22 protein-coding genes and 1 other RNA gene are annotated in these 25,983 nt (G+C 38.6%); 4 read left to right on the top strand and 19 right to left on the bottom strand.

What is annotated here, in order from left to right; genetic code table 11:
* Positions 1–24: 24 nt before the first annotated feature.
* The 3 genes from G585_RS0112045 to G585_RS18015 form a co-directional block, all read right to left on the bottom strand.
* Positions 25–669: a manganese efflux pump MntP gene (locus G585_RS0112045; RefSeq protein ID WP_022775292.1), complete on the bottom strand. Its 645-nt coding sequence runs from the start codon at positions 667–669 to the stop codon at positions 25–27.
* A 474-nt stretch (positions 670–1,143) separates the two neighbouring features.
* Entirely contained in the window at positions 1,144–2,670 is a 1,527-nt protein-coding gene (locus G585_RS19035) for a GGDEF domain-containing protein (protein WP_022775293.1), read from the bottom strand.
* Entirely contained in the window at positions 2,667–3,731 is a 1,065-nt protein-coding gene (locus tag G585_RS18015; RefSeq protein ID WP_022775294.1) for a substrate-binding domain-containing protein, read from the bottom strand. The genes G585_RS19035 and G585_RS18015 overlap by 4 nt, the downstream gene beginning before the upstream one ends.
* 232 nt (positions 3,732–3,963) lie before the next feature.
* Between G585_RS18015 and G585_RS0112060 the strand changes: the two genes are divergently transcribed.
* Positions 3,964–4,851, top strand: a complete 888-nt coding sequence (locus G585_RS0112060) for a DegV family protein (RefSeq protein ID WP_022775296.1) — start codon at positions 3,964–3,966, stop codon at positions 4,849–4,851.
* A 75-nt stretch (positions 4,852–4,926) separates the two neighbouring features.
* On the opposite strand, the gene G585_RS18020 is transcribed toward G585_RS0112060, so the two are convergent.
* The 11 genes from G585_RS18020 to G585_RS0112110 form a co-directional block, all read right to left on the bottom strand.
* Complete coding sequence (locus G585_RS18020) at positions 4,927–5,175, bottom strand: HPr kinase (RefSeq protein WP_022775297.1); 249 nt, start codon at positions 5,173–5,175, stop codon at positions 4,927–4,929.
* Between the two features lie 126 nt (positions 5,176–5,301).
* On the bottom strand, positions 5,302–6,960 hold the full coding sequence (locus G585_RS0112070) for a GGDEF domain-containing phosphodiesterase (protein ID WP_022775298.1): 1,659 nt from the start codon (positions 6,958–6,960) through the stop codon (positions 5,302–5,304).
* Between the two features lie 168 nt (positions 6,961–7,128).
* Positions 7,129–7,407, bottom strand: coding sequence for an HU family DNA-binding protein (locus G585_RS0112075; protein WP_013280467.1), 279 nt, complete (start codon positions 7,405–7,407; stop codon positions 7,129–7,131).
* A 117-nt stretch (positions 7,408–7,524) separates the two neighbouring features.
* Positions 7,525–8,901: a GGDEF domain-containing protein gene (locus G585_RS0112080; RefSeq protein ID WP_022775300.1), complete on the bottom strand. Its 1,377-nt coding sequence runs from the start codon at positions 8,899–8,901 to the stop codon at positions 7,525–7,527.
* A gap of 24 nt (positions 8,902–8,925) precedes the next feature.
* Positions 8,926–10,185 (bottom strand): 6-phosphofructokinase, encoded by a 1,260-nt coding sequence (locus G585_RS0112085; RefSeq protein ID WP_022775301.1) that lies wholly within the window; start codon positions 10,183–10,185, stop codon positions 8,926–8,928.
* Positions 10,186–10,278: 93 nt separating this feature from the next.
* On the bottom strand, positions 10,279–11,382 hold the full coding sequence (locus G585_RS0112090) for an endonuclease/exonuclease/phosphatase family protein (protein ID WP_022775303.1): 1,104 nt from the start codon (positions 11,380–11,382) through the stop codon (positions 10,279–10,281).
* A 77-nt stretch (positions 11,383–11,459) separates the two neighbouring features.
* The gene (locus tag G585_RS0112095; RefSeq protein ID WP_022775304.1) at positions 11,460–11,669 is read right to left on the bottom strand and encodes a hypothetical protein; all 210 of its coding nucleotides are present in this window, start codon (positions 11,667–11,669) and stop codon (positions 11,460–11,462) included.
* Between the two features lie 10 nt (positions 11,670–11,679).
* Complete coding sequence (locus G585_RS0112100) at positions 11,680–12,852, bottom strand: AI-2E family transporter (RefSeq protein ID WP_022775305.1); 1,173 nt, start codon at positions 12,850–12,852, stop codon at positions 11,680–11,682.
* Positions 12,853–12,876: 24 nt separating this feature from the next.
* Positions 12,877–13,794: a YihY/virulence factor BrkB family protein gene (locus G585_RS0112105; RefSeq protein WP_022775307.1), complete on the bottom strand. Its 918-nt coding sequence runs from the start codon at positions 13,792–13,794 to the stop codon at positions 12,877–12,879.
* Positions 13,795–13,863: 69 nt separating this feature from the next.
* Positions 13,864–14,072, bottom strand: a non-coding RNA gene (gene ssrS / locus G585_RS19400) — 6S RNA.
* Positions 14,073–14,167: 95 nt separating this feature from the next.
* Positions 14,168–15,991, bottom strand: a complete 1,824-nt coding sequence (locus G585_RS0112110; RefSeq protein ID WP_022775308.1) for an aminopeptidase P family protein — start codon at positions 15,989–15,991, stop codon at positions 14,168–14,170.
* A gap of 93 nt (positions 15,992–16,084) precedes the next feature.
* Here G585_RS0112110 and deoC point away from each other — a divergent pair, with 93 nt between their 5' ends.
* Complete coding sequence (deoC, locus tag G585_RS0112115) at positions 16,085–16,744, top strand: deoxyribose-phosphate aldolase (protein WP_022775309.1); 660 nt, start codon at positions 16,085–16,087, stop codon at positions 16,742–16,744.
* A 53-nt stretch (positions 16,745–16,797) separates the two neighbouring features.
* On the opposite strand, the gene G585_RS0112120 is transcribed toward deoC, so the two are convergent.
* The 3 genes from G585_RS0112120 to thrC are packed head-to-tail and all read right to left on the bottom strand — an operon-like array spanning position 16,798 to position 20,035.
* A complete protein-coding gene (locus G585_RS0112120; protein WP_022775310.1) occupies positions 16,798–18,168 on the bottom strand; it encodes a citrate/2-methylcitrate synthase in 1,371 nt (456 codons plus the stop codon).
* 27 nt (positions 18,169–18,195) lie between these two features.
* Positions 18,196–18,537 (bottom strand): hypothetical protein, encoded by a 342-nt coding sequence (locus G585_RS0112125; protein WP_022775312.1) that lies wholly within the window; start codon positions 18,535–18,537, stop codon positions 18,196–18,198.
* Between the two features lie 4 nt (positions 18,538–18,541).
* Entirely contained in the window at positions 18,542–20,035 is a 1,494-nt protein-coding gene (thrC, locus tag G585_RS0112130) for a threonine synthase (protein WP_022775313.1), read from the bottom strand.
* A 118-nt stretch (positions 20,036–20,153) separates the two neighbouring features.
* Here thrC and G585_RS0112135 point away from each other — a divergent pair, with 118 nt between their 5' ends.
* Complete coding sequence (locus G585_RS0112135; protein WP_022775314.1) at positions 20,154–20,966, top strand: hypothetical protein; 813 nt, start codon at positions 20,154–20,156, stop codon at positions 20,964–20,966.
* Between the two features lie 129 nt (positions 20,967–21,095).
* Positions 21,096–22,454, top strand: a complete 1,359-nt coding sequence (locus tag G585_RS0112140) for an MATE family efflux transporter (protein WP_022775316.1) — start codon at positions 21,096–21,098, stop codon at positions 22,452–22,454.
* A 125-nt stretch (positions 22,455–22,579) separates the two neighbouring features.
* On the opposite strand, the gene G585_RS0112145 is transcribed toward G585_RS0112140, so the two are convergent.
* Positions 22,580–24,304 carry a class I adenylate-forming enzyme family protein gene (locus G585_RS0112145; protein ID WP_022775317.1) on the bottom strand — a complete coding sequence of 575 codons (1,725 nt, stop codon included), beginning with the start codon at positions 24,302–24,304 and terminating at the stop codon, positions 22,580–22,582.
* Between the two features lie 216 nt (positions 24,305–24,520).
* Positions 24,521–25,408 (bottom strand): ParB/RepB/Spo0J family partition protein, encoded by an 888-nt coding sequence (locus G585_RS0112150; protein ID WP_022775318.1) that lies wholly within the window; start codon positions 25,406–25,408, stop codon positions 24,521–24,523.
* Positions 25,409–25,983: the final 575 nt, after the last annotated feature.

A 25,983-nucleotide genomic window follows, 5' to 3' on the forward strand; every position in this document is an offset into this window, starting at 1 on the left:
TGACATAAATTTCGTAATAAAAAATCAACCCAAAAAGCTCTTTATAAAAATCTCGAGGCCAATAGCAATCAGAATAACTCCGCCTAATATCTTGGCATTGGAGGCAAGCTTTGTTCCAAATGTCTTGCCAAGTCCTATTCCGATGTAGCACACAACATAAGTCACAACAGCAATTATTGTAGCACTTCCGATAGCCATCAAAGTATTATAATCAGCAATCGTAAATCCGACAGACAGAGCATCAATAGATGTTGCAATGCCCTGAACCAGTAAAAGCTTTAAAGAAAGAGAACTCTCTCCTGCGATATTCCCGTATTTGGGGCATTCTTTGTTGGTGCAGCCATCGCACTTTCCATCCCTGTCACACTTTTTTTCCCTGATACCCTCGATCAGCATTTTTCCGCCAATGTATGCTAAAAGGATCAATGCTATCCACGGAATGAACATCTGAAATCCGCTGAAAAGATGTGCAGCGTTATGTACCAAAAACCATCCTATTACAGGCATAAGAAACTGAAATCCCGCATAGATTCCAGCCATATAACTCATTCTGCCCTTCTTCATTTTGGGTTCTATAAAACCATTTGCAAGGGAAACCGAAAAAGCATCCATCGCCAGTCCAAAACCCAGAAGAATACTATTAAATACAAACAATATATACTTAGCCATAATATTCTCTCCTAACCGAATATTTGACCATTATAACACTATGTAACTTCTATTACTATATTAAATGCGCTGCTCTGGGAAATGAAATAGGCGGGCATCCATACTTTTATGAACGCCCGCCCTTACTTTGAAATTTCCAAGGGACTATTCCTCTTCTTTCTGCAATTGTTTATCTTGCTAATCTATGTTAATCACATCCTTTAGCGACTCCTTGACACTCCTTGGCTAATGTGAAGCTTAAGCCACCGTCGCTGTGAATGTCAGCCGCTCCGAAAACCTTCGTTCATCTTTCGTGAAGCATAAGCCACTTGGACTACATAGGTTTTATCTACAATGTGATTGTATATATAATATACCATCCGATGACGAATTTGTCAACAACTCAATATGAATTGTGTTTATTTTCAGACAATTCAGACAACTCCCTAGAATACTGATACACAATTCACTGTTCAAACCTCCTCTCAAAAATTTTTATATTTTTTCATTTTTTTCATCCGTAAATTCTCTTGTTTTAGCCCCCATTCGCTTAAGTTCTTTCTTGCGTTCGTACATCATTTGATCTGCACGTTCAAACACATCATGTATCTGTTCATCTCCATCCATCAGCGTTGAATAGCCTATTGAAACAACTGCAGCATTATTCTTGATATTCTCCTCTATTTTTTGATTAAATGCTTCTATTGTTTCAAGTCTCGTGTCATAACCTTTTCCCTGCAAAAGAACCACAAACTCATCACCACCGGTCCTATATACCGATCCATGCTTGAAGACGTCGCAAATAAGCGAACTTGCCTCTTTTATCAGCTGATCACCTGCAGCATGCCCTTTTGTATCATTAACATATTTCAGACCATTTATATCACAGGCAACGACAGCAATATCTTCCATTGTCCCCGCATGTATTCTGCTATTTATTTGAGATTCTGTCTCCATATACGCATGTTTATTTCTTACGCCTGTCATGGAGTCTGTATTTGCCATGCTCTCTAAGACTTTACTGTTTTCTTTTTCTTCATCAAGTTTTTCTTTTGCAACCTGCCTGAACATGATAAAAAGGGTACCTGAGAACAATGTGGCTATGACTAATAAAAAGATAATCTGAACACGATTATTCTGAAGGCTCTTATCACTTATCTCCTGGATGTGATACTGGATAACACTCTCTCGTATCATAACCACCAGTTCCCAACCGGTATCTTTTACCGGTTCATAGCACAAAGTCTCCACAACTCCATCCACTGTGAAATTAAGAGTTCCTCCCTTTTCCGATGCAAAATCATTACAAAATGCATTCCATTCCTCTTCAGAAACTGTCCCTTTAGTTGCCTCTATAATATTTTGTTTTCCAATAAACGGTCCAAGCTCTGTTTCGGATATATTTCCTCCATTTTGAGAATAAAGAGCAAAATTAGTACTTTCCTGATCATCAAAAGCAAGCAGGTCCACAATATCATTAATATTTATCTGAACAAAACAGGCCTTGAATTTCTTGCCCATAAAATATCTGTCTATGGGAATAGCAAGACACAGTTCTTTGGATGAGCCGTATACATACACTGTACTTATCATCATCTTCTCTGACATAGTATCCTGGGCAAGGAAAGGATGCCTGCTACCCCCAGTATAGGTAGTATACTGTGTATAAACAATATTATCCTCATCAACCAGCGCAAACCTGTTAAGAGAAAGAAGCTTCTTCATTCGACCGATTGCCGCTCTTAAATCTTCCTGATTTTCGATCTTTTCATCATCAATGACACTAACTGCCTTTTCCATGTAATCGAAATTGTTTTCTATAAGGTTTGTGATAGTTTTGGATCGTCTGTCCGCCATTGACTCCAGATAGAAAGCACTTACTGCTGAAACTGCCTTGTTAGTTGATGAGACAGATTCAATATAGGCCCAGTAAGTATTTGCAAGTAACATGATAACTATCAGGATACTTCCTACCACAGCAGTAGTAGCAAACGGCTTCTCCGTTATCCTTATTTTCTTCATTGCAAAGCATCTCCATATAGTACTTCAAGCATTGCAGGTGCATCTTCCTGATATATAATGGTTGTTATTTCATTAGTCTTTTCTGGAAAAAGGTCTCCCGGAACATTACCGTCTGCAATTTTTACTGCTACCTGTAATGTATCAAAACCAATTGAGTAGCAGTCCTGAACTCCAAGGCAGTAAATAACTCCGTCTTTTAGATAATTGAGAGCCTCATGGTCATGATCCATTCCAACGATCACTGCATTACTGTCAAGTTCGGTAACGGCTCTGGCTGTACCTACAGGATTACTCATATTGCAGCATACAAACCCGTCTACATCCGGATGTTCATTTAAAATCTGTTTTGCCAGATCATATGCATTTTCTATGGAATCCATGTCGTATTCTACCGCCACGATTTCCATATTTTCGTACTTTGCTATTGTATCCTTTGCGCCTTGCGCGCGTTCTTCATGGCAGGGAGCGCCATGACTTCCAACAAGTATTGCAATTTTCCCCTTATATCCAAGTTTTTGACAAAGCTCTTCTGTTAAGTTGGCTCCATCCTGATAGTTATGAGTATTTCCGACATATGCAATTCTTTTACATCCCTCTTCAGCATCGGAACTTGAAAAAGTCATGACTTTATATCCTGAATCCACCATCTTATCAAGAACAGGTGTTATGGTTTTTGCATCTGCAACATCCACTCCGATCACATCATAGTTTCCCTGCTCTGCAGCAGCTAATCTCTTTCTCTGGTCTTCTTCGGAAGCAGCCTTAGGGGCCATATATTCATAGGTTATCTCTATGCCTTTATCCAAATATTTCTTTTGGGCATCTTCCATTCCAAGTGCAACCGCATCCCACCATGGATGAACAATTTTATATGTAAAATAGAAATTATATTGCTTTTTTTGTGGAACATAATCATCCAGCTCATGAACAAAATCCACGACGCTGCCAAGCCCCTCATCATTCGTTTTTCCACTTGAGAATCCACTGCATGCACCGGCTGCTGCAAATGTAAGCACTAATATCATCAATTTGTGAATATATATTCTATATTTCCCGAGCATAATTATCTCCTTGCTCCCATAGATACTCGCTATGTCCCTATATTAAATAATACTATATTTCGTCATTCTTTTATCTTAAAATTATATAAAAGAAAACTAATACATAATTTAGTTATATAAAAATTAATGTATCTATATTATCCAATCTGCTTTTTTGCCTAAAAATATTTGATACCTCTGGGCTAATAATGTATTATATTTTGTAGATTATTTTTATTTTGAAAGGACGCTTATGAGCAATTACATATTAAGCTGCTGTTCTACAGCAGATCTGACTAACGAGCATTTTAGCAAAAGAGACATCAGCTATATCTGTTTCCACTTCGAAATTGACGGAACAGAATTCCCGGATGATCTTGGAAAATCTATTCCATTCAAAGAGTTCTATACCATGATGGCAAATGGTTCAATGACAAAAACATCTCAGGTAAGTGTAGGTGAATATCTTGAGTACTTTGAAAAATTTCTTAAAGAAGGAAAGGATGTTCTTCATTTAACACTAAGTTCAGGAATATCCGGTACTCTTAATTCAGCTACTATTGCAAAGGAACAGTTAAAAGAAAAATATCCGGAAAGAAAGCTTTATGTAGTAGATTCACTTGCTGCTTCAGCAGGATATGGTCTACTTATGGATAAGCTTGCAGATTTAAGAGATGAAGGCATGTCAATTGATTCACTTTATGAGTGGGTTATCGAGAACAAGCTCAACTGCCAGCACTGGTTCTTTGTATCAGACCTCAAATACCTTGTAAGAGGCGGCCGTGTTTCAAAGGTTGCCGGAACAATCGGCAATGTACTTAATATCTGCCCTCTTATGAATGTAGATTATCAGGGGCACCTGATCGTAAGATCCAAGATCCGTGGTAAAAATGCTGTTATGAAAGCTCAGGTTCAGAAGATGGTTGAGCTTGCAGAAAACGGTACAGATTATGATGGAGAGTGCTACATCTCCAATTCAGACTGCTACGAAGATGCAAAAGCTGTTGCAGATATGGTTGAAGAAAAGTTCCCTAAATTAAAAGGACGAGTAAAGATCTTCAGCATTGGAACAACTATTGGAAGCCACACAGGCCCAGGTACAGTTGCACTCTTCTTCTGGGGAAACAAAAGAATCGATTAATAAATGACCGCATAATAAAGGCCATGGTAGAAATACCATGGCCCTTTTTGTGAATCATCCGCACATCAAAAAATATTATTCAGCAAGAAGTAAATGATGTACATCATAATCGTTAATAAGGTTAGTGATCTTTTTGTCATCGCCTATAAGTGTTACATCAAGTGGTCTGAATAAATTGAGTGATAATAAACCAACAATAGACTTCCCATCGATGTAGCTGTGCCCATCCTGCACATCGATTTCACATGCAGATTTTGAGTTCATATTGATAAACTGAACAATCTGTGACTTGCACCCTAGTGAAACCCTAACTTCTTTTTTCATTTTTCTTTTCCCCTTTTATCTCATAAGTACGCCGCAGCCTCAACAAAAGCAACAACAGAATTTATGATAGCACTTTGTGTACAAATTGTGAACAGGAAAAGAATAAAAAAAGTATAAATTATTAAATTAAGAATAAAATCTCTTTTCAAGTCGTTTTTCAAAGTCTGATTTTGGCATTGGATTATCATACAAAAAGCCTTGAACCACGTGGCATCCAACGTGTTTTAGAAGTTCAATCTGATCTTCTCTCTCAACACCCTCTGCAATAACACTAACTCCAAGTTCTTTTGCCATCATGATAATATTTCTTAACACTATTTCGTCGCTTTTGTTAAGATTATCGTTATTTATAAATGATCTGTCAATTTTTATCTCTGATACCGGAAAATCACGAAGAGTAGAAAGAGATGAAAAACCTGTTCCAAAATCATCAATTGAAGTTGCGATTCCATACTCTTTAAGTCTTTCAAGGAAAGCTGTCATGAGTATTCTCTCATCCTCACTTGAAGTCTCTGTAACTTCTATCTGGATCATCTTTCGCTCAACTCCGCTTTCATCGATTATCCTTATTATTTCCTTTGCAAGGTGCTTATAACTTAAGTCTTTCCTTGAGAAATTAACGGAAACAGGTACAGGGAGCATTCCTTTTTGTTTCCAGTCGTTGATATATTCGCATGTCTTTTTAAGGACATATAAGTCAAGAGATGCAACCATTCCCTCCTGCTCAAGAATAGGAACGAACTCGGTAGGATAAAGAACCACTCCGTTGCAGAACCATCTTGCCAGAGATTCACCACCAACTATTTCTCCCGTGATAGTGTCTACTTTTGGCTGAAGATATATCCTGAATTCTTCATTTGCAAGAGCTTCCTCGTATCTGTCCTCTATCTGTTTCTGTCTGTAAATTCTGGTACTCATAGCCTTATTAACAAAAACATATGGCTTATTTGCTACATTCTTGGCATAGTTACATGCCATAATAGCTCTTGAAATAAGCTGCCCAGGCTCTTTTAATGACTCATCCACGGCATATACACCTATGACAGCTGCAATGGTAAATTCATCCCTCTTGCCGTTTTTTTCGCCATAAACCGGTACTGCAGACAAGAACTTAAGGAATTCTTTTGTCCTCTCTTTTTTGATGAGTGCAGTAAAATTATCGCCACCAAAATGAGCAACAATCTCATCAGGTCCACAAAATTCCCTGAGTTTTTTCGCGTAGCGCTTCATTATCTCATCACCCTCAGCAAGCCCATATCTCCTGCTGATAAGGCCATAGCTCTTTAAATTAAAATAGAATGAATCATATTCATATATAGCTTTGGTGCCACAGAGTTTAGTGGCGTACTGAACAAATCCACCTGAATTGGGAAGGCCTGTAAGATACTGAGTAAGGGCGCTCTTTTCAACCACCTGTGATAAAAGAAAACGCTCCATATGGAAAGAAAGTATATCAATGATAACAGCAAAAGCCTTATATTCTTCCTCTGACCAGCCCTTATCACCATAAAGATAAACATTATATGTAACTTCCTTGCGTCCAGCCATTTTATGTTTAAAAAGATATGCTGGTGCTTCTTTTTCAGGCACAGGTCCAAATAGTGGTATTACCACATCAGGTTCGCCAGCTTTATCAGAATCCTTGGAATCAGACACTATTGCAACAATTGAGCGCAAAGCAAATTCCTTGGCAACATCAGAAAGAGCCCCCGGCGATATTTCGGGAGTCACATCCTCTTCAGATAAAATCTGTACGTAATTTTCAAAACTTCTTTCAAATGTCATGGACACATCCTCATTTATTTTTTGTAAAAGTGTGACACAATATAATTTTATAAAAAAAAACACTTTTTTTCAATTACATACAAACCATAAAATAATAAATATTGAAATTTAATTGCATTGAAAAAGGCTATGCCATATTATGGCATAGCCTTTAGCTTCGTTAGAAAATTATTTCTTGTTTACAAGATCCTTAAGAGCCTTACCAGCCTTGAACTTAGGTGCTACAGATGCAGGAATCTTGATAGCTGCGCCAGTCTGAGGATTCTTACCTGTTCTAGCAGCTCTCTTTGTTGTCTCGAATGTACCGAAACCAACAAGCTGAACCTTACCCTTCTTCTTAAGCTCCTTTGTTACTGTGTCTGTGAATGCGTTAAGTGCTGCAGCAGCGTCCTTCTTTGAAAGTCCTGCTTCCTTAGCGATTGCATCGATAAGTTCTGTCTTGTTCATTTAATTTTCCCTCCAAAAAGAAATTATTTATTACAAAGCCCATTTTACCACTAATATGTACTCATAACAACAGTAAAATGCAGAAAAATACTATGTTTTTCTGATTTTTTCCCTTTTTTACCTAGAATTTAAGGCGATTTCGATCATTTTCCCCAGATAAGTGAAGTCAGTTATATCGGATTGAGGCATTTTTCGCGAATTATTTCGTGTATTATACAACACAATATAACCCATTTGATATTTTTCATTCATCTTATAAAAGAAAGCATGCTTTATTCCATTGTCCCTAAAGAACTCCAAAGCACTTGTCAACCTCAACTGATTCTCCGGAGTATCTACAACAAACACTCCATTGTCATCGAATTTTTCATCAAATGCCCTGTCTGTTGCATATCCCAGTTCACTTACATGTTCCTCGATCATGCCAAGTTTTTGATCATTCTCATTGCCTGTATCAGTCCTACGCTTAAAGCCAATGTAACTTTCTTTAACATTTTTGAAAAAAATATATCCTTCATCAATTTCATAGGTGGCGATAAGCTGCATGAATGAAGTTACAATAGTCTTATTGCCAAAACCGAAAAATCCATCCAAAAATCCCAATACCAGCTTAGTCTTATCCTGCGGCTTGGCATAGCCCACGATCCCTCCGATCGTATCAAGCTCGCCATCTATTATAGGGCCATGAACTTCAGAGTTATACATCACATATCTGTTTTTTCCTCTGTTCTTGGCTCTATAAAGCATCTTGTCTGCAAGGTTAAAAAGCTTATCATAGGAATCTACATCTTTAGGATAATTGCCCGTTCCTATTGATACTGTGACAAGCGGATAACCATCCTTATCAAACCGCATTTTCTCTACACGTTCACGGATTGCTTTTAAATAATTTCTAAGTCCATTCGAATCAGACTTGCCATTTATGACAAGCATGATTTCATCGCCACCGATTCTTCCGGCTTTTCCATCATTTTTCAAAACATCCAGGACTATTTTTCCAACTTCAAGAAGGATCTTATCTCCAAATGAATGTCCCATGGTATCATTTATCTTCTTGAAGTTATCAATGTCCATGATACATAGTGAGAAGCCATCACTTCCTTCGACCATCCTGGATTTGGCATAATCAATTATAGCCTGTTTGTCTAAAAGACCTGTTCCATAGTCGATGGAATGACTACTCCCACCATTAAGTGTCTCAACATCTTTTAATGAAATGGAAATATTCTTTGGATTGCCATCTGCTCTATGGCAATCAGCGATCACCCAGAACAGATTATTGTTTTTCCCAAAAATGCGAAAGCAGAGCGTCTCGCCGGTTGTACTGGCGAGATGCTCTACCATTTCATACAATAAATGCTGGTCATCCGGATAAACATTAGACAGAAAGCTCTTTTGATCCGGGTCTGAAACATAATCAGAAAAAGCAAAATCAGCGTCGATAATATTTAGTTCCTCATCAACTATCGCAATTCCTGCATTATCTGAAGCCATAGCTACTCCTAAAAGGTGGCCTAATCATAAAATATCCTGGAATCCAGGTCTGTAAAGGTGTCTTGGAATACCGTCAACCATGATTGGTCCAACATCACCCTGAATAAGAGGTCTTACATAGGTGATGAACTCATTAGTTACATATGTGCCTTCTTTATTGATCCATTCTCTTGGAACTGTTCTTTCGTCATTGGCAATCTTATGAACATCTTTAACTTCTGTTCCGGCCTGATAAGGGTCATCAGAAAGTCTCTCGATAACAACCATCTTTCCGCTGTCACCTTCGTCCGCAGCCTTCATCGCTGCACCGCCAACTTCATAAGCTTCAAGAATATCAACTCTTGATGCACAATGGCTTGCTGCTCTCTGAAGTGTTGAAAGCTCGATAGCACGAGTCTTACAACCGCACTCGCTGGCAACAACATTGCAAAGATATCTTGCAGTTCCTGTAAGCTGCTTATGTCCAAATGCATCAACATACTCAATGTTGTTGTCCATATCACTTACATACTTACCATCTTTTGTTCTGATACCTTCTGATACAGCAACAACGATGGATGCTTTATTTTTAAGCAGGGATTTGATTTTCTTAATGAATGCATCCATATCAAATGGAATTTCAGGAAGATAGATTGCATCAGGTCCGTCACAGTCCTCGCCTCTTGCAAGTGCTGTTGCGCCTGTAAGCCATCCGGCATTTCTTCCCATTACTTCAACGATAATAACCTGTCCATGACTGGTTTCAAGGGACCAGCTGTCTCTGATGATCTCTTTAACAGAGGTTCCGATATACTTGGCTGCTGAGCCATAACCCGGTGTATGATCTGTAAGTGCAAGGTCGTTATCAATTGTCTTAGGGCAACCAACAAACCTTATATCAGATCCGGAAATAATAGCATAATCTGAAAGCTTTTTGATCGTATCCATAGAGTCGTTTCCGCCAATATAGATAAAGCAATCAATTTCAAGTTTTGTCAGGATATCAAATATCTTCTCATAGATCTCTTTGTTCTCAAAGATTTCTGGGAGTTTAAATCTGCATGATCCCAAATATGCAGATGGGGTTCTCTTCAAAAGCTCAATATCAAGTCCGCTCTGAATGTGATCTGAAAGGTCAACATATCTCCCTTCCATAAGTCCCTGGACGCCGTGGATCATTCCATAAACCTTGTTGTATCCACGATCCTTAGCAGTTCTGTAAACTCCGGCAAGTGACGAGTTGATAGCTGCTGTAGGACCTCCCGACTGTCCAACAATAACGTTACGTTTCTTTTTCTGTACCATTTCCTCCAGTCCCCTTTCACGAAATATCATGTACTATTATTATATTCAAAAAAACGTCAACTGTCACTATTTATATCAAATTATCGACTATTCTTAAGTATCCGGTAAAAGAACCACATCCATACTGATCGGGTTGTGGTCTGAATACTGGAATACTGTGTTGTGTGTTCTAATGCCCTGAACAGCAACATTGCTAGAAACTATGAAACCATCTATAACGTAGTACTGGAATGCATTTGGTGACTTATCCTGAGCATCAGCATACACTCTGTCCAGAGATCTGCATGTAGGATTGGAAACATCTGTCATAAACTGAAAATCGACACCAAATTCTGACACATCTATTACTCCTGCCTCCCAGTTACCTTCAAGCACCGGATAGCTGCTTGTATCAATATTGGAAAAGACCTGATTAAAATCGCCACCGGCTATTACATAATTGCCTTTATTAAACTCTTCTTTCATAATCTCTTTTAACATATTAGTCTGGGCAATCTTGCCTTCACCATCGTCATAGGCTTCCAAATGAAGATTTATAAGAACAAGCTCTTTTTCAGAATTCTCAATAGGCATCCTCATTACCTGAAGGCATCTCTTAAGATTGCCTGTCCTAAGCGGCCATGAAAAAGGACATGGAAGCTGTATTCGCTTAGCTTCATCAATCACAAACGAACTGTAAGTAGCAATTCCGCCTTCAACTTTTCCAATAGGAGGAATCGGATAAGGAACAAAAGAAACCTTGAAATTGTAAGCAAAAGTACTCTGACTCTTGGCAGCATAACATCCGGATTTCTTTTTTATATACTCATACTCATCAACAAAATGAGATCTTGTAGAATTGCGATCCATCTCCTGAACCATTAAAATATCAGGATTTATCTCATCTATTCTGTCAACAATACCCTCAAGATTATACCCGACTCTTTCATAAGTCGCAGTATTTACCATTTTTCCACCATCCATAAAGAAATCGGCGTTATCGCCAAGGGCTCCATATCCAATATTCCATGCCATAATCCTTATGGACTTATTTGTCTTCAAGGTCTTTCCGCCATAGTTCTCAACTTCAAGCTTTTCTACAGCTGCAGGATTATACTCATCCAGAGTAAGGTATCCCAATACCGTAGCTACTATGAGAATCAAAAAGGCAAGTACTGAACAAACTGAAATAATTAGTGGTTTAATGATCTTCTTCACATTTCCTCCTAAAAAAAGAACTTCCGTCACCAGGAAACACACGAATGCCTGGCAAACGGAAGTTTTAAAAGTTTTTCTTAAAAGTCCTCTTCCATAAGGGCAAGTTTCTTACCTCTTGCTTTACCTAATCCATAGAATACTGAAGCTACGACTATAACACAGACACCTGCAACAGCACATCCAATCAAGAGTTTCTTTTTGTCTTCATCAAAGCTGTCCCATATCTCCATTGCCTGATCAAGCTTGTCCTTAGCAAATTCAATTACAGCATCTACAAATTCTGTCATAGTCCCCCTCCTATACATCTTTTTCTTTTATATCCTTATTGTAACTCTTTAATTTTCTTTCCTCAAGCTTTTTAAGGCAGTAGTCCTTCCAAACAAAGTCTATGATTGCCGCAAAAGGAATAGCTAAAAGAATACCTACAACTCCGAATAGTCTGCCTCCTAAAATGATGGAAATCAGGATCATAAGAGGTGAAACGCCAAGACTCTCTCCGAAAAGCTTAGGCTTAAGGACATATCCGTCAATTGTCTGCAGCACAATTGTAAATACCAAAAACCATAATGCATGCCATGGTTTAACAAGGACAAGGATAAAGCCGCCAATAAGCGCACCAACTATAGGTCCAAACGTAGGAGCAAGATTGGTAACTCCAACGATCACAGAAATAAGTACAGAATAGTTCATTCCTGTAACAAGCATAAAGATAAAGTTAATAACTCCCACTATGACTCCATCAATAATATCAAAGCTTATATATCTGATAAGAATCTGATTACATCTTGCAAGAAAATCTCCTGCACTTACATAGGTCTTTTCCTTCAATATCAGACTCATTACCCTTGATATTCCATTTATCAGTCTCTGCTTGTCAAGCATAAGATAAATTGCCAGTATAAAAGCGATCACTGCATCAAAAAAGCCTTTTCCTGCACTTACAGATCCATCTAAAATATTCTGCATATTTTCCTGATTTGTAAAATACTTACTGATATTATCAAGGGCTCTTTCGCCAAGTCCTGCAAGCCCGCTTATATCAATACCAAATACCCTATTACCGGACTGATTTTCAAAACTGTCGAGCAACTGTTGTGATGAAGCAATGTACGATCCCAGATTCGAAGCAAAAGTACTTACGCTGTCCGCAACCTGTGGAATAAGTGCCACAAACAAAAGAACTACCGCAGCTATGATAACAACTATCGTCGTTGCAACTGAAAGCTTCCACTTTGTCTTTTCATTTTTGATCTTCTTAAAGATTGATCCGTTAAATGTACGGGCTAAAGGATCAAAAATATATGCTATTACTGCTCCTACTACAACCGGTTTGATAAATCCATATAAATTCCCAAACAGATCAAGAATTTCAGGAAGATGTGACAGCAACATATAAAATAAAACTGCAGAACAGGTAGCAATCGAATAGGAAACCCACCTTTTCTTAAACCACTTACCATTGAATTTCATAACTACCTCCTTAAAGGAAAATGATCATCCAAATTCATCATATTTTTTCGGTTTTCTCAGTTGTTTTGTGCTCTTCTTTTTAGCTTTTTTCCTGACTGTTTTCTGATGATGGTCCTGATACAGGACTTTAACCGCAGGATGGAAAAATCTGTTGATAAAAGCTCCGATAAAGAAAATATACATACAGGAATACAGCCAAAACATCATGATCACAGGCGTAGCCAGACTTCCGTAAAGAGAATAGTTGTCAGTCATATCAACATAAACAGAGAATATCCATGAAAAGACATACCAGACAACTGCTGAGAAAACTGCCCCCGGAAGCTGATAAATAAATTTAAATTTTGCACTTGGAACATAGGTATATATAAGTGCAAACATAAAAAGCGCAATTCCTATAACAAGTATAAACCTAAAATTGACTAAAAACGTAAAAACATATGAAACCGGTAAATACAAATTAATAAAAAAGCCTTCTATCAGTTTGCCGAAAACCATAAGCACCAGCATCAGAAGCATAATAACGATCATCACCAGTGTATAAACCGAAGCAATGAGTCTTAAATAAATATAATTTCTTCGTTCATCTATGTCATAGATACAGTTAAGGCCTCTGATGAGAGCCAACATTCCAAGTGATCCCGCCCAGATAGTGATGATAGCAGAAAAAGACAATATGGCCGGAGACTGCATATAGGCTTCATCTACAAGTCTTACAATAATATCGTGGGCAAAATACGGTGTGGCCTGAATAATGGCTCGCACCAGATCCTCTTTGGTAGCTGTGGTATATGGCAGTAAGGATGTAACCAAAAGAAGAAGAGGGATAAATGAAAGAATCAGAAAAAAAGCTGTGCTGCTTGCAAACGCTGCAATATTCTTTTTTTGCATCTTTGTAGCAAAGTCCACTCCCATTGCTATAAGTGCAGCTTTTACATTCATAACTGATCTCCCTGTTTGTAGTACAAAAGGAAAAAGCAGCCAATATTTCATGGCTGCTTTTGATTCCTAATTTACCCCAAAATGCCGTTTCCTGTTATTTGACTCCTAGCTAACGCCAGGTGGGTTACCGCAACCATTATCGCTGTCTTCCTCTCCCAAAGCTTGTTCTGCGCATGCGCAGAGCCGAAGGCGTGACATAAAAAATGGTGATGTAGGAGTCCCGTTTAAAGTAATGTAGGTTCAAATTACACAGGAGATGTCGGACACCCCAGGAGAAGTACTTGTGTACTTCTAACTCTATTATATTCAAAATGCCTTATTTTTCAAGGGTCTACGCGTTTTTTAACAGTATTTTTATGAAAACTTAAACTTATTAAATTGCCCTTGTAGCCTCTTTTAACCAGCTCTTTACATCTTCATCATCGATGAAAGGAGACACCTTCTCATAGACCATCTTGTGGTAATTATTGAGCTTTTCAATGTCCTTAGGCTGCATGTATTTCTTGTCAATTGCCTCAAGGTCAATAGGTGCATAAGTGAGATGGTCAAATCCAAGGAATCTTCCATACTCATTAGTTTCTCTCTCAACTACCTCAACAATGTTCTCAATTCGAATACCGTGGCTTCCCTCAATGTAAACACCAGGCTCGTCAGAAACGATCATTCCAGGCTGAAGAACTGCCTCATGCATGCCCTCATTAAATCTCCATCTAATGTTGTGAGGTCCCTCATGGACATTAAGCATATATCCGATTCCATGGCCTGTGCCGTGGTTGTAGTCAATGCCCATTTCCCAGAGTGCCATTCTTGCAAAAGTATCTACGTTTCTACCTGTGCAGCCCTCCATAAACTTGGAAGATGCAAGACCTAGCATTCCCATTACAGTTGCTGTGTAGTGTTTCTTTATCTCCTCTGAGATCTCACCAACTACAATAGTTCTGGTAACATCAGTTGTTCCGCCCATGTATGTAGCACCTGAGTCAACAAGGAGCATTCCATCAGCTTTAACTTCTGCTGCATTATCTTTGGTAGCTTCGTAATGAGCCATTGCGGCATTAGCCTTGTAAGCACTGATAGTAGGGAATGAAAGCTCTATAAATCCTGGAAGTGATGCTCTCATACCATCGAGCTTTTCAGCTGCAGTATACTCAGTCATAGGGATCTTTCCTACATTCTTTTTTACCCAGTAAATAAACTTAGTAAGAACAACGCTGTCCTTTAAGTACACTTCTCTGATGTTTTTAAGCTCAGTTTCATTTTTGACAGCCTTCATGATCTCTGTAGGGTCCTTCTCATTCTTCAAAAGAACTCCTGCCTCTTTTGTCCTGTCAAGAAGTGTCTTATATGTAAGGAAATTAGTGTTTCTCTTATCGCAAAGAACATTTCCATCAAGTTTAACTTCTGAGATAAAATTCATTACCTCATGATAATCTTTGAGTTCGATGCCCACTTTATCGCAATATGCCCTTACTTCATCTGTCACCTCTTTTTCCTGAACAAAGAGAACAAATCTGTCGAAAGTAATATATGCATACGCAAGCGCAACAGGATTGCATTCAACATCGCTTCCACGAAGGTTTGTAAGCCACATGATATCATCAAGCTTACTTAACAGATGGGCAGTTGCTCCGAACTCTCTCATCTTGCTTCTGACATTTGCAAGCTTCTCCTTAAATGATCTGCCACAAAGCTCGTCAGACAGTACATACATATCGTGACAAGGAAGTGCAGGTCTGTCAGTCCAGACATCCTCAGCAAGATCTTTATCGATCTTGTATTTTACAGCTTTGCCGGAAAGCTTTTTCTCATAACTCTCTCCAACACTGGTTGATATAACTTTTCCATCAAAGCCTAATGTCTCTCCATCTTTCATATTGTCAAAAAGAAATTCTGCAATTGTAGGGACACCTGGATTAAGCATCTTAAAGAGTTCTACTCCAGTGCCCTTCATCTGATTCTCTGCCTGGATGAAATATCTTCCATCAGTCCACATTCCTGCAAAATTCTGTGATACTACCAGTGTTCCGTTAGATCCGTCAAATCCACAGAAATACTCTCTTACTTTGAAGAAATCTGCAGAATACTCAGAATTGTGATAGTCTGAAGTTGGCATAATATAGTAATCAATGCCATTTTTTGCCATTGCAGCGCGTAATTTCTCAAGTCTGTCTTTTATAACTGTATTCTCATTTGCCATTTAATAAATCCTCCTGCAAAACACTATTTTATATTTTATGATTTAAGTATATAATTATCAATACATTCTTGTTTTATAAAAAAAGGAGTTGTTATGGAAGAAAAAGATATTTTAAAGCTTATTGACCACACACTTTTACAGGCTGATGCCACATGGGAGCAGATCGTTGCACTTTGCGATGAAGCAGTTAAATACGGAACTGCTACCGTATGCATCCCACAGACATATCTTAAAAGAGTTCACGATAAATATGGCGACAGCTTAAAGCTCTGCACGGTTATTGGTTTCCCTCTTGGCTATAACTCAGCTTCATCTAAAGTTGTAGAGGCAAAGGATTCTATCGCTGATGGTGCAGAAGAAATTGATACTGTTGTAAATATCAGTGATGTTAAAAATCACAGATACGATGAAGTCAGAAAAGAGCTTAAGATGATCCGTGAAGCTTGCGGAGACAAACTTCTTAAAGTTATCATCGAGACTTGTTATCTTACAGAAGAAGAAAAGATCGAGCTTTGCAAGATCGTTACAGAAGCAAAAGCAGATTACATCAAGACTTCAACAGGCTTTGGCAGCGCAGGTGCTACCCTTGAAGACATCGAGCTCTTCAAAAAGCACATCGGTCCTGATGTTAAGATCAAAGCAGCTGGCGGAATCCGCACAATAGAAGATGCTCTTGCTTATGCAAATGCAGGCTGCAGCCGTATCGGTTCTTCAAAGGTTGCTCCTCTTATCGCAGCAAAATATAACCTTTAATCTTAAATAAAAAACTCACGTAGAAATCTACGTGAGTTTTTTCATACTTTTTATTACCGCTCCGACATAGGAACATATTCTTTTCTTGGCTCTATAGCCATATATGCAGGTCTGATGATCTTGCCGTTGTTGGCCAGCTCTTCCATTCTATGAGCACTCCAGCCCACTATCCTTGCTATTGCGAAGATGGTCGGATAAAGCTCTTCAGGAAGCTCAAGCATTCTGTAAACAAAACCTGAATAGAAATCCACATTGGCACTTACACCTTTGTACATTTTCCTCTCGCCGCTGATGATCTTTGGTGCGAGGCGCTCTACCATTTCATAAAGAGCAAGTTCATCCTCTTTTCCCTTTTCAACAGCGAGTTTTTCAACAAAGCTCTTTAAGATCATAGCTCTTGGATCAGATTTAGAATAAATGGCATGACCGATACCGTAGATCAGTCCTGATTTATCAAATGCCTCTTTATTCAGGATCTTATCAAGATAAGCTCCTACCTCTTCTTCATCTTTCCAGTCTTTGACATTTTGCTCAATATCATCAAACATGTGCACAACCTTGATATTGGCACCGCCGTGACGAGGCCCCTTTAAAGAACCGATGGCAGCGGCGATAACAGAATAAGTATCTGTAAGACTTGAGCTCACTACATGTGTTGTAAAAGATGAATTGTTACCACCGCCATGCTCCATATGGAGCACCAGACAAATATCCAAAAGCTTTGCTTCAAGCTCTGTATACTTGCTGTCAGGTCTAAGGAGATAAAGAATCGTCTCTGCAGTAGAAAGCTCCTCCTTTGGCGGATGGATAATGAGGGAATTGCCCTCATGATAATGGTTGTAGGCATGATACCCGTAAATTGATAAAAGCGGGAACATACTGATCAGCTGAAGTGACTGCCTAAGCACATTAGGAAGTGAAACATCATCAGCAAGATCATCGTAGGAATAAAGAGTCAGAACGCTCCTTGCAAGAGTATTCATCATATCCCGGCTCGGAGCCTTCATGATGACATCTCTTACAAAGCTAGGCGGAAGACTCTTATATATTCCAAGTAATTTTTCAAATTCAAACAGCTCTTTTCCAGAAGGAAGTTTATCAAATAAGAGTAGATACGTGCATTCTTCAAATGCAAATCTGTTTTCCTTAACTGCAGCATCTATCAGGTTGTGGACATCATAGCCTCTAAAGTAGATCTCACCGTCTTTTGGAATTTCTTTGCCATCAACAACCTCTTTGGCAATAATCTCAGAAATTCTTGTAAGGCCGGTAAGTACGCCCTTTCCGTTTAAGTCTCTCAAGCCTCTTTTTACATCATATTTGATAAAAAGATCATTCTCAATCTGATCAGCTGCTTCTGAAAGCTTAGATAGCTCAACAATCTCCGGTGTGTTATCCGAGTAGTACCCTTTTCCTAAATCCATACGCACCTCCTGTTATATAAGCATTTTTTAGTAGAATTTCTTTTTTCCTTTCTCTATAAAGAGATTTCCAATGATATAGAAAGCAAGAACAACAATGTAAACGATGGCATGCAGGTCAGGCCTTGAATACAAGTCACATCCGATTCCTACAAGCCCTAATACCATAAGTATCAGTCCTTGTAAAAAATGTCTCGGAAAAGCATATGTCTTGAAGCCTTCCCTATCCTTCATCTTCTTGACATTAACTGTAGGTGGAACCATTATTCCAACTTTTATTATATCATTAGCTTTCATCTGCTCGGCGTAATAAATTATGATAGCGCCGCCAAAAATAATCAAAATATCAAAAATATTACTAAATGTATCCATTTACTTACAGGCTAAGGAAATTCCTTACTGCCTTCTCCATTTCTGTTTTATCTACTACTGTCTTGTGTAATACATCAGCTGTTCTTATAGATGTTACAGCCTCAGGTATTTCAACCTTTGAAACTTCGCTGAGCTTATCAGCAAGTTCAAAGTCATCTTTGCCCTCTTCTGCAATTCCAAGAGCATTTATAACGCTTCTTGTGAATTTGTATGGGCTTGCTGTGGAAGCAATAACCGAAACAGTCTTATCACCTGTCTCTTTTACGTATTTATTATATACGCAGCTCGCTACAGCTGTATGGGTATCAATGAGGTATCCTGTCTTATCAAAAAGATTTTTGATAGTCTCAAATGTCTCATCTTCAGAAGCATAGCCCCCAAAGAAATCAGTGAGTTTTTCTCTCATCTCATCTGTGATCTCATACTTTCCATCTTTAGAAAGCTTTTCCATGAACTCGGCGTCTTTTGCCGAATTATCACCTGAAATATGGTAGATAAGTCTCTCAAGGTTAGATGAGATAAGGATATCCATTGAAGGTGATGCTGTAAGTACAAAGTCACGGTTTCTGTCATACTCACCAGTCTTAAAGAAGTCGAAAAGTACCTTATTTGAGTTGGATGCACATATAAGCTTTGAAATTGGCACACCCATATTTTTTGCGTAATAAGCTGCAAGGATATTGCCAAAGTTACCTGTAGGAACTACTACGTTTATGCTGTCGCCATCTGCAATTCTGCCCTCTTTGAGGAGTTTTGCATAAGAATAAACATAATAAACAATCTGAGGAACAAGTCTTCCAATGTTGATAGAATTGGCAGATGAAAACTGGAATCCCTTGCCGTCCATTTCTTTTGCAAGCTCAGGATCTGTAAATATCTTTTTAACACCTGTCTGCGCATCGTCGAAATTGCCCTCGATACCTATAACGCATGTGTTAGCACCTTTTTGTGTGACCATCTGCTTTTCCTGGATAGGGCTTACACCGTGCTTTGGGTAAAAGACAATGATCTTTGTGCCGGGAACATCAGCAAAACCTGCAAGAGCAGCCTTTCCTGTGTCACCACTTGTAGCTGTAAGAATAACTATCTCATTCTTAACGTTATTCTTTTTAGCAGCTGTAACCATAAGATAAGGCAGAATTGAAAGAGCCATATCCTTAAATGCAATAGTTGAACCATGATAAAGTTCAAGATAGAAAGCCCCGTCTGCTTCTGTTAAAGGAGCTATCTCCTCTGTGTCAAATTTGGAATCATATGCATGTGAAATGCAGTATTTAAGTTCTTCCTCAGTATAGTCAGTAAGGAATAACTTCATTACTTCATAAGCTGTTTCCTGATAGCTTAAAGATGCAATTTCTCTAAGTGATCTTTCAAGATGTGGAATATGGTCCGGAACATATAAACCGCCGTCGCCCGCAAGACCTTTTAAGATAGCTTCAGATGCATGGATATTGCCTAAAGCTCCTCGTGTGCTACTATACAAAACTTCCTTTGCCATTGCCTTCACTCCTCTTTTGTTGGTAAAATAGATATGGTTAGTATACCATACAGCCAAACAGTATATCCATAATAATTTAGCACTTTGAATTAGTAAAGTAAATAGCGGGGGACTACTTTTGAAGCAAAGAAAACATACCGGAGTGTATAAGACGGCTTTAAAAAACGGCACACCGTCTTACAGAACATCCATAGTTTTTAATGGAAAGCACATATCGCTTGGCTCATATCCGACTTTGAAAAAAGCCAGTGCTGTTTATGATGAAAGCTACTACATTCTCCACAGTGAAAACTTTGTAATTTCTTCCTACAAAAAAGGAATGAACCTTCCTTTTGAAAAGTGCGTGATACTAATCAACTTCCGAGACAAGGGTATATATATCCCGAATCCCATCTATCTTGAAAAAAAATATTTTCTTTACTACTTATCTCCTGATGAAATCTTGAAATTTGATATAGATGATCTTTTTTACTACTCATCCCACAAGATCATGAAGCGCGGAGGACATCTGTTTGTTGCTGATTACGGAAGCCAGCTCTCTGTCTTGCAGCGCTACGGAATAAAAAGTTATGCTGTATCCGGCAGAGACTATCTTTTTGCCAATGATGATCCCTTTGATCTTAGATATGAAAATATAATTATCCTGAATCGTTACCACGGTGTAAGGCAGTTTGCCCACAAGGGCTTTATCAAATACAAGACCTTCATACATATTAAGAGTAATTATGTTGTAGGCGTCTACAATTCAGAAATTGAAGCAGCCATTGCCTATAATAAGGCTGCAGATATACTTATAAAAAACGGGGTTAATAAGAAATATCAGTTAAACTATATTGAAGATCTCACTGCCTCGCAGTATGCCGACCTTTATGTGAAAGTTAAAATTCCTAAAAAGATATATGATTTAAAAAGCAATAGCATTAAAACATAATTTTTTATTTGGATACATCAAATTTTAATGAGATTATTCTAATCTTATGTACTACACTTAAATTGCTGCCTGGGTTTTTCTTTCTTTCCCCACGGCAGCATTTTTTATCACATTCAGGAGAAAAAATAAATGGCAAATCCCATTCCCAAAAAGTATTCAAAAGACATGACAAATGGCGATACCTTCAGCCTTATCATAAGCTTCATGATTCCGATGATGATAGGAAATATCTTCCAGCAGTTCTACAATATAGTAGATACTATTATTGCCGGAAAGTTCATCGATTCCAACGCTCTTGCCGCTGTAGGTTCAACAGGTCATATAACAAATCTCTTTTTTGCACTTGGAAACGGACTTGCAACAGGAATAGGTATTATTGTTTCTCAGTTCTTTGGTTCAGGCGATAAAGATGGTGTAAGAAAAACGATTACCAACGCCTTCTTTATGGTAAGTGCTACCTCTATATTTGTGGGATGCCTTGGTGCTTTTCTGTCCCGTCCGGTACTGGTTTACGGTTTGAAAACTCCTGATGAGATCCTTGAAAGCTCAGTGATCTACATGTCTATAACCTGCATAGGTTTTATAGGTACAGCTCTTTATAATACAATTTCCTACATCATGCGAGGAATCGGCGATTCCAAAACGCCCCTTTATTTCCTTATTGTATCCAGTTTTCTTAATATCCTGATGGACCTTGCCTTTGTTATTTACTTTGATTTTGGAGTAAAGGGTCTTGCTATAGCAACTATAACAGCTCAGGCTCTATCCGCTGCCCTTTCAATTGGATATGCTCTTTTGAAAAATCCAGTATTTAAATTTGAGAAAAGAGATTTCGTACTGGATAAAAATATAATAATCAAATGCTACACACTAGGTGGATCAATGGCGCTTCAGAGCGGACTTATCGCCCTCTCTTTTGTCATACTCCAAAGAGTTATCAACTCTTTCGGAGCAGTTGTTATCGCCGCCTTTACTACAACAAGTAAAATTGAAAATCTTGTAAATATGCAGTTCAAAGCACTTGGAGATTCTCTGTCCACCTACTCAGGCCAGAATATCGGAGCCAGAAAAGGTGACAGGGTAAAGAAAGGCTATAGAGTCGGTATGACAATGATGGGCACATACGCCCTTATCATGATCCCTCTTATGTGGATATTCGGCGATTTCCTAATGAGAGTATTTGTAAATGAGCCTGAAGTAATAGCCTTTGGCAAAACAGCCATGAGGATCCTTTCAAGCTTCTATCTCCCACTTGGAACAATCTACGTCTGCCGCGGAATCCTCAACGGAGCCGGCGACGCAAAGTTCCCACTAATATCCGGCATCTCAGAAATGGTCGGCCGAGTAATATTCCCTGCCTTTTTTTGCTCTCTTCCTTTCCTCGGAGCCTGGGGCCTTTGGATATCTACCGGCATCACCTGGACAATAGTCGGCGTCACCGCCTTCATCCGCTACCACCAAAAATCCTGGCGCAAAGGCCTCTTCTAAGGTCATCACGCCATCCCTGACAGTAGTGCCCCACCTGCGGGGACCGCTTACTCTGCAGGTGGGGCGCTACTGTCAGGGATGGAGCGATGGCGTTAGAAGAGTTCCAAAGTACACTATCAGTTCATTTACATTGCTTCTTTTTCCAATGCTCTGTAATCAACTTTTCCCCTTGATGTTCTTGGAAGCTCATCACGAAACTCTATTATCTCAGGCACCATATAACCTGGCAGCTTTACTCTGCATTTATCAAGAATTGCCTGCTTAATACTTTCGCTTTTTTCTATTCCTTCTTTTAATACTACCATTGCCTGTGGATAGTTTATTCTCTTTTCATCAGGTATTCCAATAACACAGCATAATTCAACTGCCGAATCTAAATATAAAGCTTTCTCAATGCGGTCAGGAAAAATCTTGGTTGTTTGTCCGTCTTCGCCTTTAGTCATAATGATTCTTTTAATACGTCCAGTCACACGGATCACACCGTCCTCGTTTATGTATCCCAGGTCACCTGTGCGCATCCATCGCCTTCCATCATCATGGATATTTATCAGTTTATCTGTTGCTTCGCTATTATTATAGTATCCCAACATCAGCGTTGGACCGCAAATGCATATTTCTCCTTCTTCTCCATATTGCTTTTCAACACCAGTCTCCGTATCAATTGTTTTAAATAGCATTTTAGGCAAAGGAATCCCAACGCTTTCCATATCGTTTACGTTATCAAATGTTGCTGATGCTGCACTGGTGACTTCCGTCATTCCTAATCCTTTCTTTAGAGCATACTTACAGCCACATCTTTTCAGAGTATCATTAATAGTAGTTTCAACCTCATCAGTCATGCCCTCACCACCATATACAACATATTTCAGCGATGACAAATCATACTTTTCAATATGAGAAATCTTAGGTATCACCTCGCAGTATGCTGGTACTGTGTTAACATGGTTAACTCTATATTTCTTTACATAATCAGCAAATTTGTATGGCTCATATTTAGGCAATAGTACAAGCTTCATTCCAAACACAAGAGGCTCAAGCATACTATTTGTCAGGCAATAATTTACAAATGGTGGCAAAACAGCCATCATACACTCCTGTCTTACAGGTCCCATTGTCTTTCCAACCTGCCAGATCTCAGCATTAATACTATAGTTGGATATCATGCATCCCTTGGGTTCACCAGTTGTCCCTCCTGTATGTGATATGATTGCCATCTCATAACAATCTTTTTTCACAGGAGCCACAGGAATATCATGTCCTTTCCGAATAAAGTCTTTCCAGCTAATAAACATACTATCTAGTCTGATTTTCTTTTTAGATAAGTTATATGCAGCTTTAAGAGCAAGCGGTAATGAGTCTGAAGGAGAAGCTACTATAACCTGCTCAACAGATGTCTTATCTATATCACCTGCGATAGTCGGATAAGCCCCATCAAAAATAATGGCAACCCTGCTTTTTACTTCATTTAAATAATTCATCGTTTCCTCTTTACCCGCCAATGGATGGATCATATTGGCTACAGCGCCTATCTTATTAAGAGCATACACACAGTAAAGTGCTTCTGGAATACTTGGGAGTGCCACTGTAACAATCTCATTTTCCTTAACACCAGCCTTCAAAAAAGCTGCTGCAGCCCTATCTATATTTTCAAAGAGTTCGCCATACGTTATCTTTCGCCCCATATATATAATGGCGATATCTTCAGGAAAATCCTTATTATTCTCATACATGTACTCAAAAATGGTACACTCCGGAAGCTTTGCATTTATGGCTTCTTCGCTGTAATACTTAAGCCAAGGCTTATCAATTGATGGATACCCCGTTAGTTCCCCTATCTGTCTGTCAAGCATTGTTTTTCCCCTCCTCTTCACCAGTCAACAACAACTTTATTACAGATATTATAAAGTAATTATTTATAAATTGTTAATCGTTTTTTTTATTTTTTATAAAACTTTGAGCCAATTCTGTTTGATTCAGAATTGGCTCAAAAGAAAATGATTTTTACTATTTTATTAGGGTAACAATTCCCGAAATGTCACGCAAATGGTTCTCTCCGGGGGAGCCGCCTACTCTGCGGGTGGGGCGTCTATCTTTTCGATGATCTCGATGACCTTTTTGGACCATAGGGAGCCTGGGACTTCGAGGTCGTATTCTTCGAATTCACCTGTGCCACTGTGGGTGCAGATGACGGAGTCATTGTCGATGTGTATTGTTTTGGCGTACTTGTTTTTGATGAGTTTTTGTATGTTCTTTTGGGCCTCGGAAAACTTTACATTCTTTTTACCGGTTCCTGTTATGATTCCATCTACATGAACGAAGAATCTGTTGAAGTAGCGCCTTATGTCATCAATAGAATAGAACTCGGATGAGTATACAAATATGTCATAACCATGGGTAGTCAGATAATTGAAAAGCGCGGGGATTCCGAGCATCATTTTCTTTTTTATCTTGGAGCCAAAATGGAATCCTGTTTCTTTTTCAACATAATTGTCCCATTCACTCTTGAATACTACTTCGTCCAGGTCCATGGTGACTCTTTTATCATGCTGTGATGATTCAACTATTCTTTGAAGTTCCTCATCACTCATCATGTTGATGATCTTTATAGGAACCTTTTTGATCTCAACTTTCAAAGCGGCTGCCCATCTGTGGTGGCCATTAATGAGCATGTAGCCTTCAGGATGAACCTTACCAACGATAAGTGGGTCATTTATTGGTTGTTCTCCCTTTTTAAGTCTGTCTCTGAACTCTCTTTCATAGTCAGATATTATTCTATAGCTGGGACCTATAGCAGGATCACTAAACTCATCATCAGGATTTGGATGAAGATCCTTGCAATCATGCCATTTCACAAACATACGCTCAAAACGGCTAGCTTTTACAGGGACATACAGGCCTCTACCTTTTTCAATTTCATCACTAATAAACTGATCAAAAGAATTACTGCTCGCCATTCACATTTCTCCATACAATAAAGCACGTTTTTTAGTTGACGCCATCATTATAACATACAGGTCTTTTTTCCTCGTTAACATATATAAAATTGCGATTAAATTACTATGAAAATTAGCAGAACAAAAGTCTTTTGTGGGTTTATTTATATCCTTTTATCATCATTTCAAAATCGTTCACATCACTATGCCTACACTTTCAGTTCGTCTGCTGTTCTTGCAAAAAATTAGTCTTTATATGTGTAGTAACCCATAAATCCACAAGTGCCCATAACTTTGGATAGAGCGATTTAGTATGAGCAATAGAGACAGTTAATATAAAATAAAAGCCTTGTTTTCTGTTTTGAATAAGCATGAAAGAAAACAAGGCGCATTATTTTATATTTACTGTGTCTTTGCGAATACTCCGAGATCTATCCGAAGTTATGGGCACTTCTGGATTTTATGCCACTCGCAAGAAAGTATAATTTGTGAAGTCTTATAGTTTAGAATAAAATTGTCTCTCCCTCTTGTGGAAGAATGATATTTTCGACTTTATCAGACTTAAACTGTTCAGGTCTGAAGCTATGAAGTGGTAT

It is taken from the genome of Butyrivibrio sp. AE2015 (assembly GCF_000420825.1).
In the GTDB taxonomy this organism is placed as follows: domain Bacteria; phylum Bacillota; class Clostridia; order Lachnospirales; family Lachnospiraceae; genus Butyrivibrio.

What these genes read in the sequence shown, in the direction of transcription:
- G585_RS0112080 (WP_022775300.1), bottom strand. Translation starts at nt 8,901, where the DNA reads ATGGCTTCAGATAATGCAGGAATTGCGATAGTTGATGAGGAACTAAAT.
- G585_RS0112075 (WP_013280467.1), bottom strand. Translation starts at nt 7,407, where the DNA reads ATGAACAAGACAGAACTTATCGATGCAATCGCTAAGGAAGCAGGACTT.
- G585_RS0112125 (WP_022775312.1), bottom strand. Translation starts at nt 18,537, where the DNA reads ATGGATACATTTAGTAATATTTTTGATATTTTGATTATTTTTGGCGGC.
- G585_RS0112145 (WP_022775317.1), bottom strand. Translation starts at nt 24,304, where the DNA reads ATGCTTGACAGACAGATAGGGGAACTAACGGGGTATCCATCAATTGAT.
- G585_RS0112045 (WP_022775292.1), bottom strand. Translation starts at nt 669, where the DNA reads ATGGCTAAGTATATATTGTTTGTATTTAATAGTATTCTTCTGGGTTTT.
- G585_RS0112085 (WP_022775301.1), bottom strand. Translation starts at nt 10,185, where the DNA reads ATGGTACAGAAAAAGAAACGTAACGTTATTGTTGGACAGTCGGGAGGT.
- G585_RS18020 (WP_022775297.1), bottom strand. Translation starts at nt 5,175, where the DNA reads ATGAAAAAAGAAGTTAGGGTTTCACTAGGGTGCAAGTCACAGATTGTT.
- G585_RS0112120 (WP_022775310.1), bottom strand. Translation starts at nt 18,168, where the DNA reads ATGGATTTAGGAAAAGGGTACTACTCGGATAACACACCGGAGATTGTT.
- G585_RS18015 (WP_022775294.1), bottom strand. Translation starts at nt 3,731, where the DNA reads ATGCTCGGGAAATATAGAATATATATTCACAAATTGATGATATTAGTG.
- G585_RS0112140 (WP_022775316.1), top strand. Translation starts at nt 21,096, where the DNA reads ATGGCAAATCCCATTCCCAAAAAGTATTCAAAAGACATGACAAATGGC.
- G585_RS0112060 (WP_022775296.1), top strand. Translation starts at nt 3,964, where the DNA reads ATGAGCAATTACATATTAAGCTGCTGTTCTACAGCAGATCTGACTAAC.
- G585_RS0112100 (WP_022775305.1), bottom strand. Translation starts at nt 12,852, where the DNA reads ATGAAATTCAATGGTAAGTGGTTTAAGAAAAGGTGGGTTTCCTATTCG.
- G585_RS0112150 (WP_022775318.1), bottom strand. Translation starts at nt 25,408, where the DNA reads ATGGCGAGCAGTAATTCTTTTGATCAGTTTATTAGTGATGAAATTGAA.
- G585_RS0112110 (WP_022775308.1), bottom strand. Translation starts at nt 15,991, where the DNA reads ATGGCAAATGAGAATACAGTTATAAAAGACAGACTTGAGAAATTACGC.
- G585_RS0112105 (WP_022775307.1), bottom strand. Translation starts at nt 13,794, where the DNA reads ATGAATGTAAAAGCTGCACTTATAGCAATGGGAGTGGACTTTGCTACA.
- G585_RS19035 (WP_022775293.1), bottom strand. Translation starts at nt 2,670, where the DNA reads ATGAAGAAAATAAGGATAACGGAGAAGCCGTTTGCTACTACTGCTGTG.
- deoC (WP_022775309.1), top strand. Translation starts at nt 16,085, where the DNA reads ATGGAAGAAAAAGATATTTTAAAGCTTATTGACCACACACTTTTACAG.
- thrC (WP_022775313.1), bottom strand. Translation starts at nt 20,035, where the DNA reads ATGGCAAAGGAAGTTTTGTATAGTAGCACACGAGGAGCTTTAGGCAAT.
- G585_RS0112070 (WP_022775298.1), bottom strand. Translation starts at nt 6,960, where the DNA reads ATGACATTTGAAAGAAGTTTTGAAAATTACGTACAGATTTTATCTGAA.
- G585_RS0112095 (WP_022775304.1), bottom strand. Translation starts at nt 11,669, where the DNA reads ATGACAGAATTTGTAGATGCTGTAATTGAATTTGCTAAGGACAAGCTT.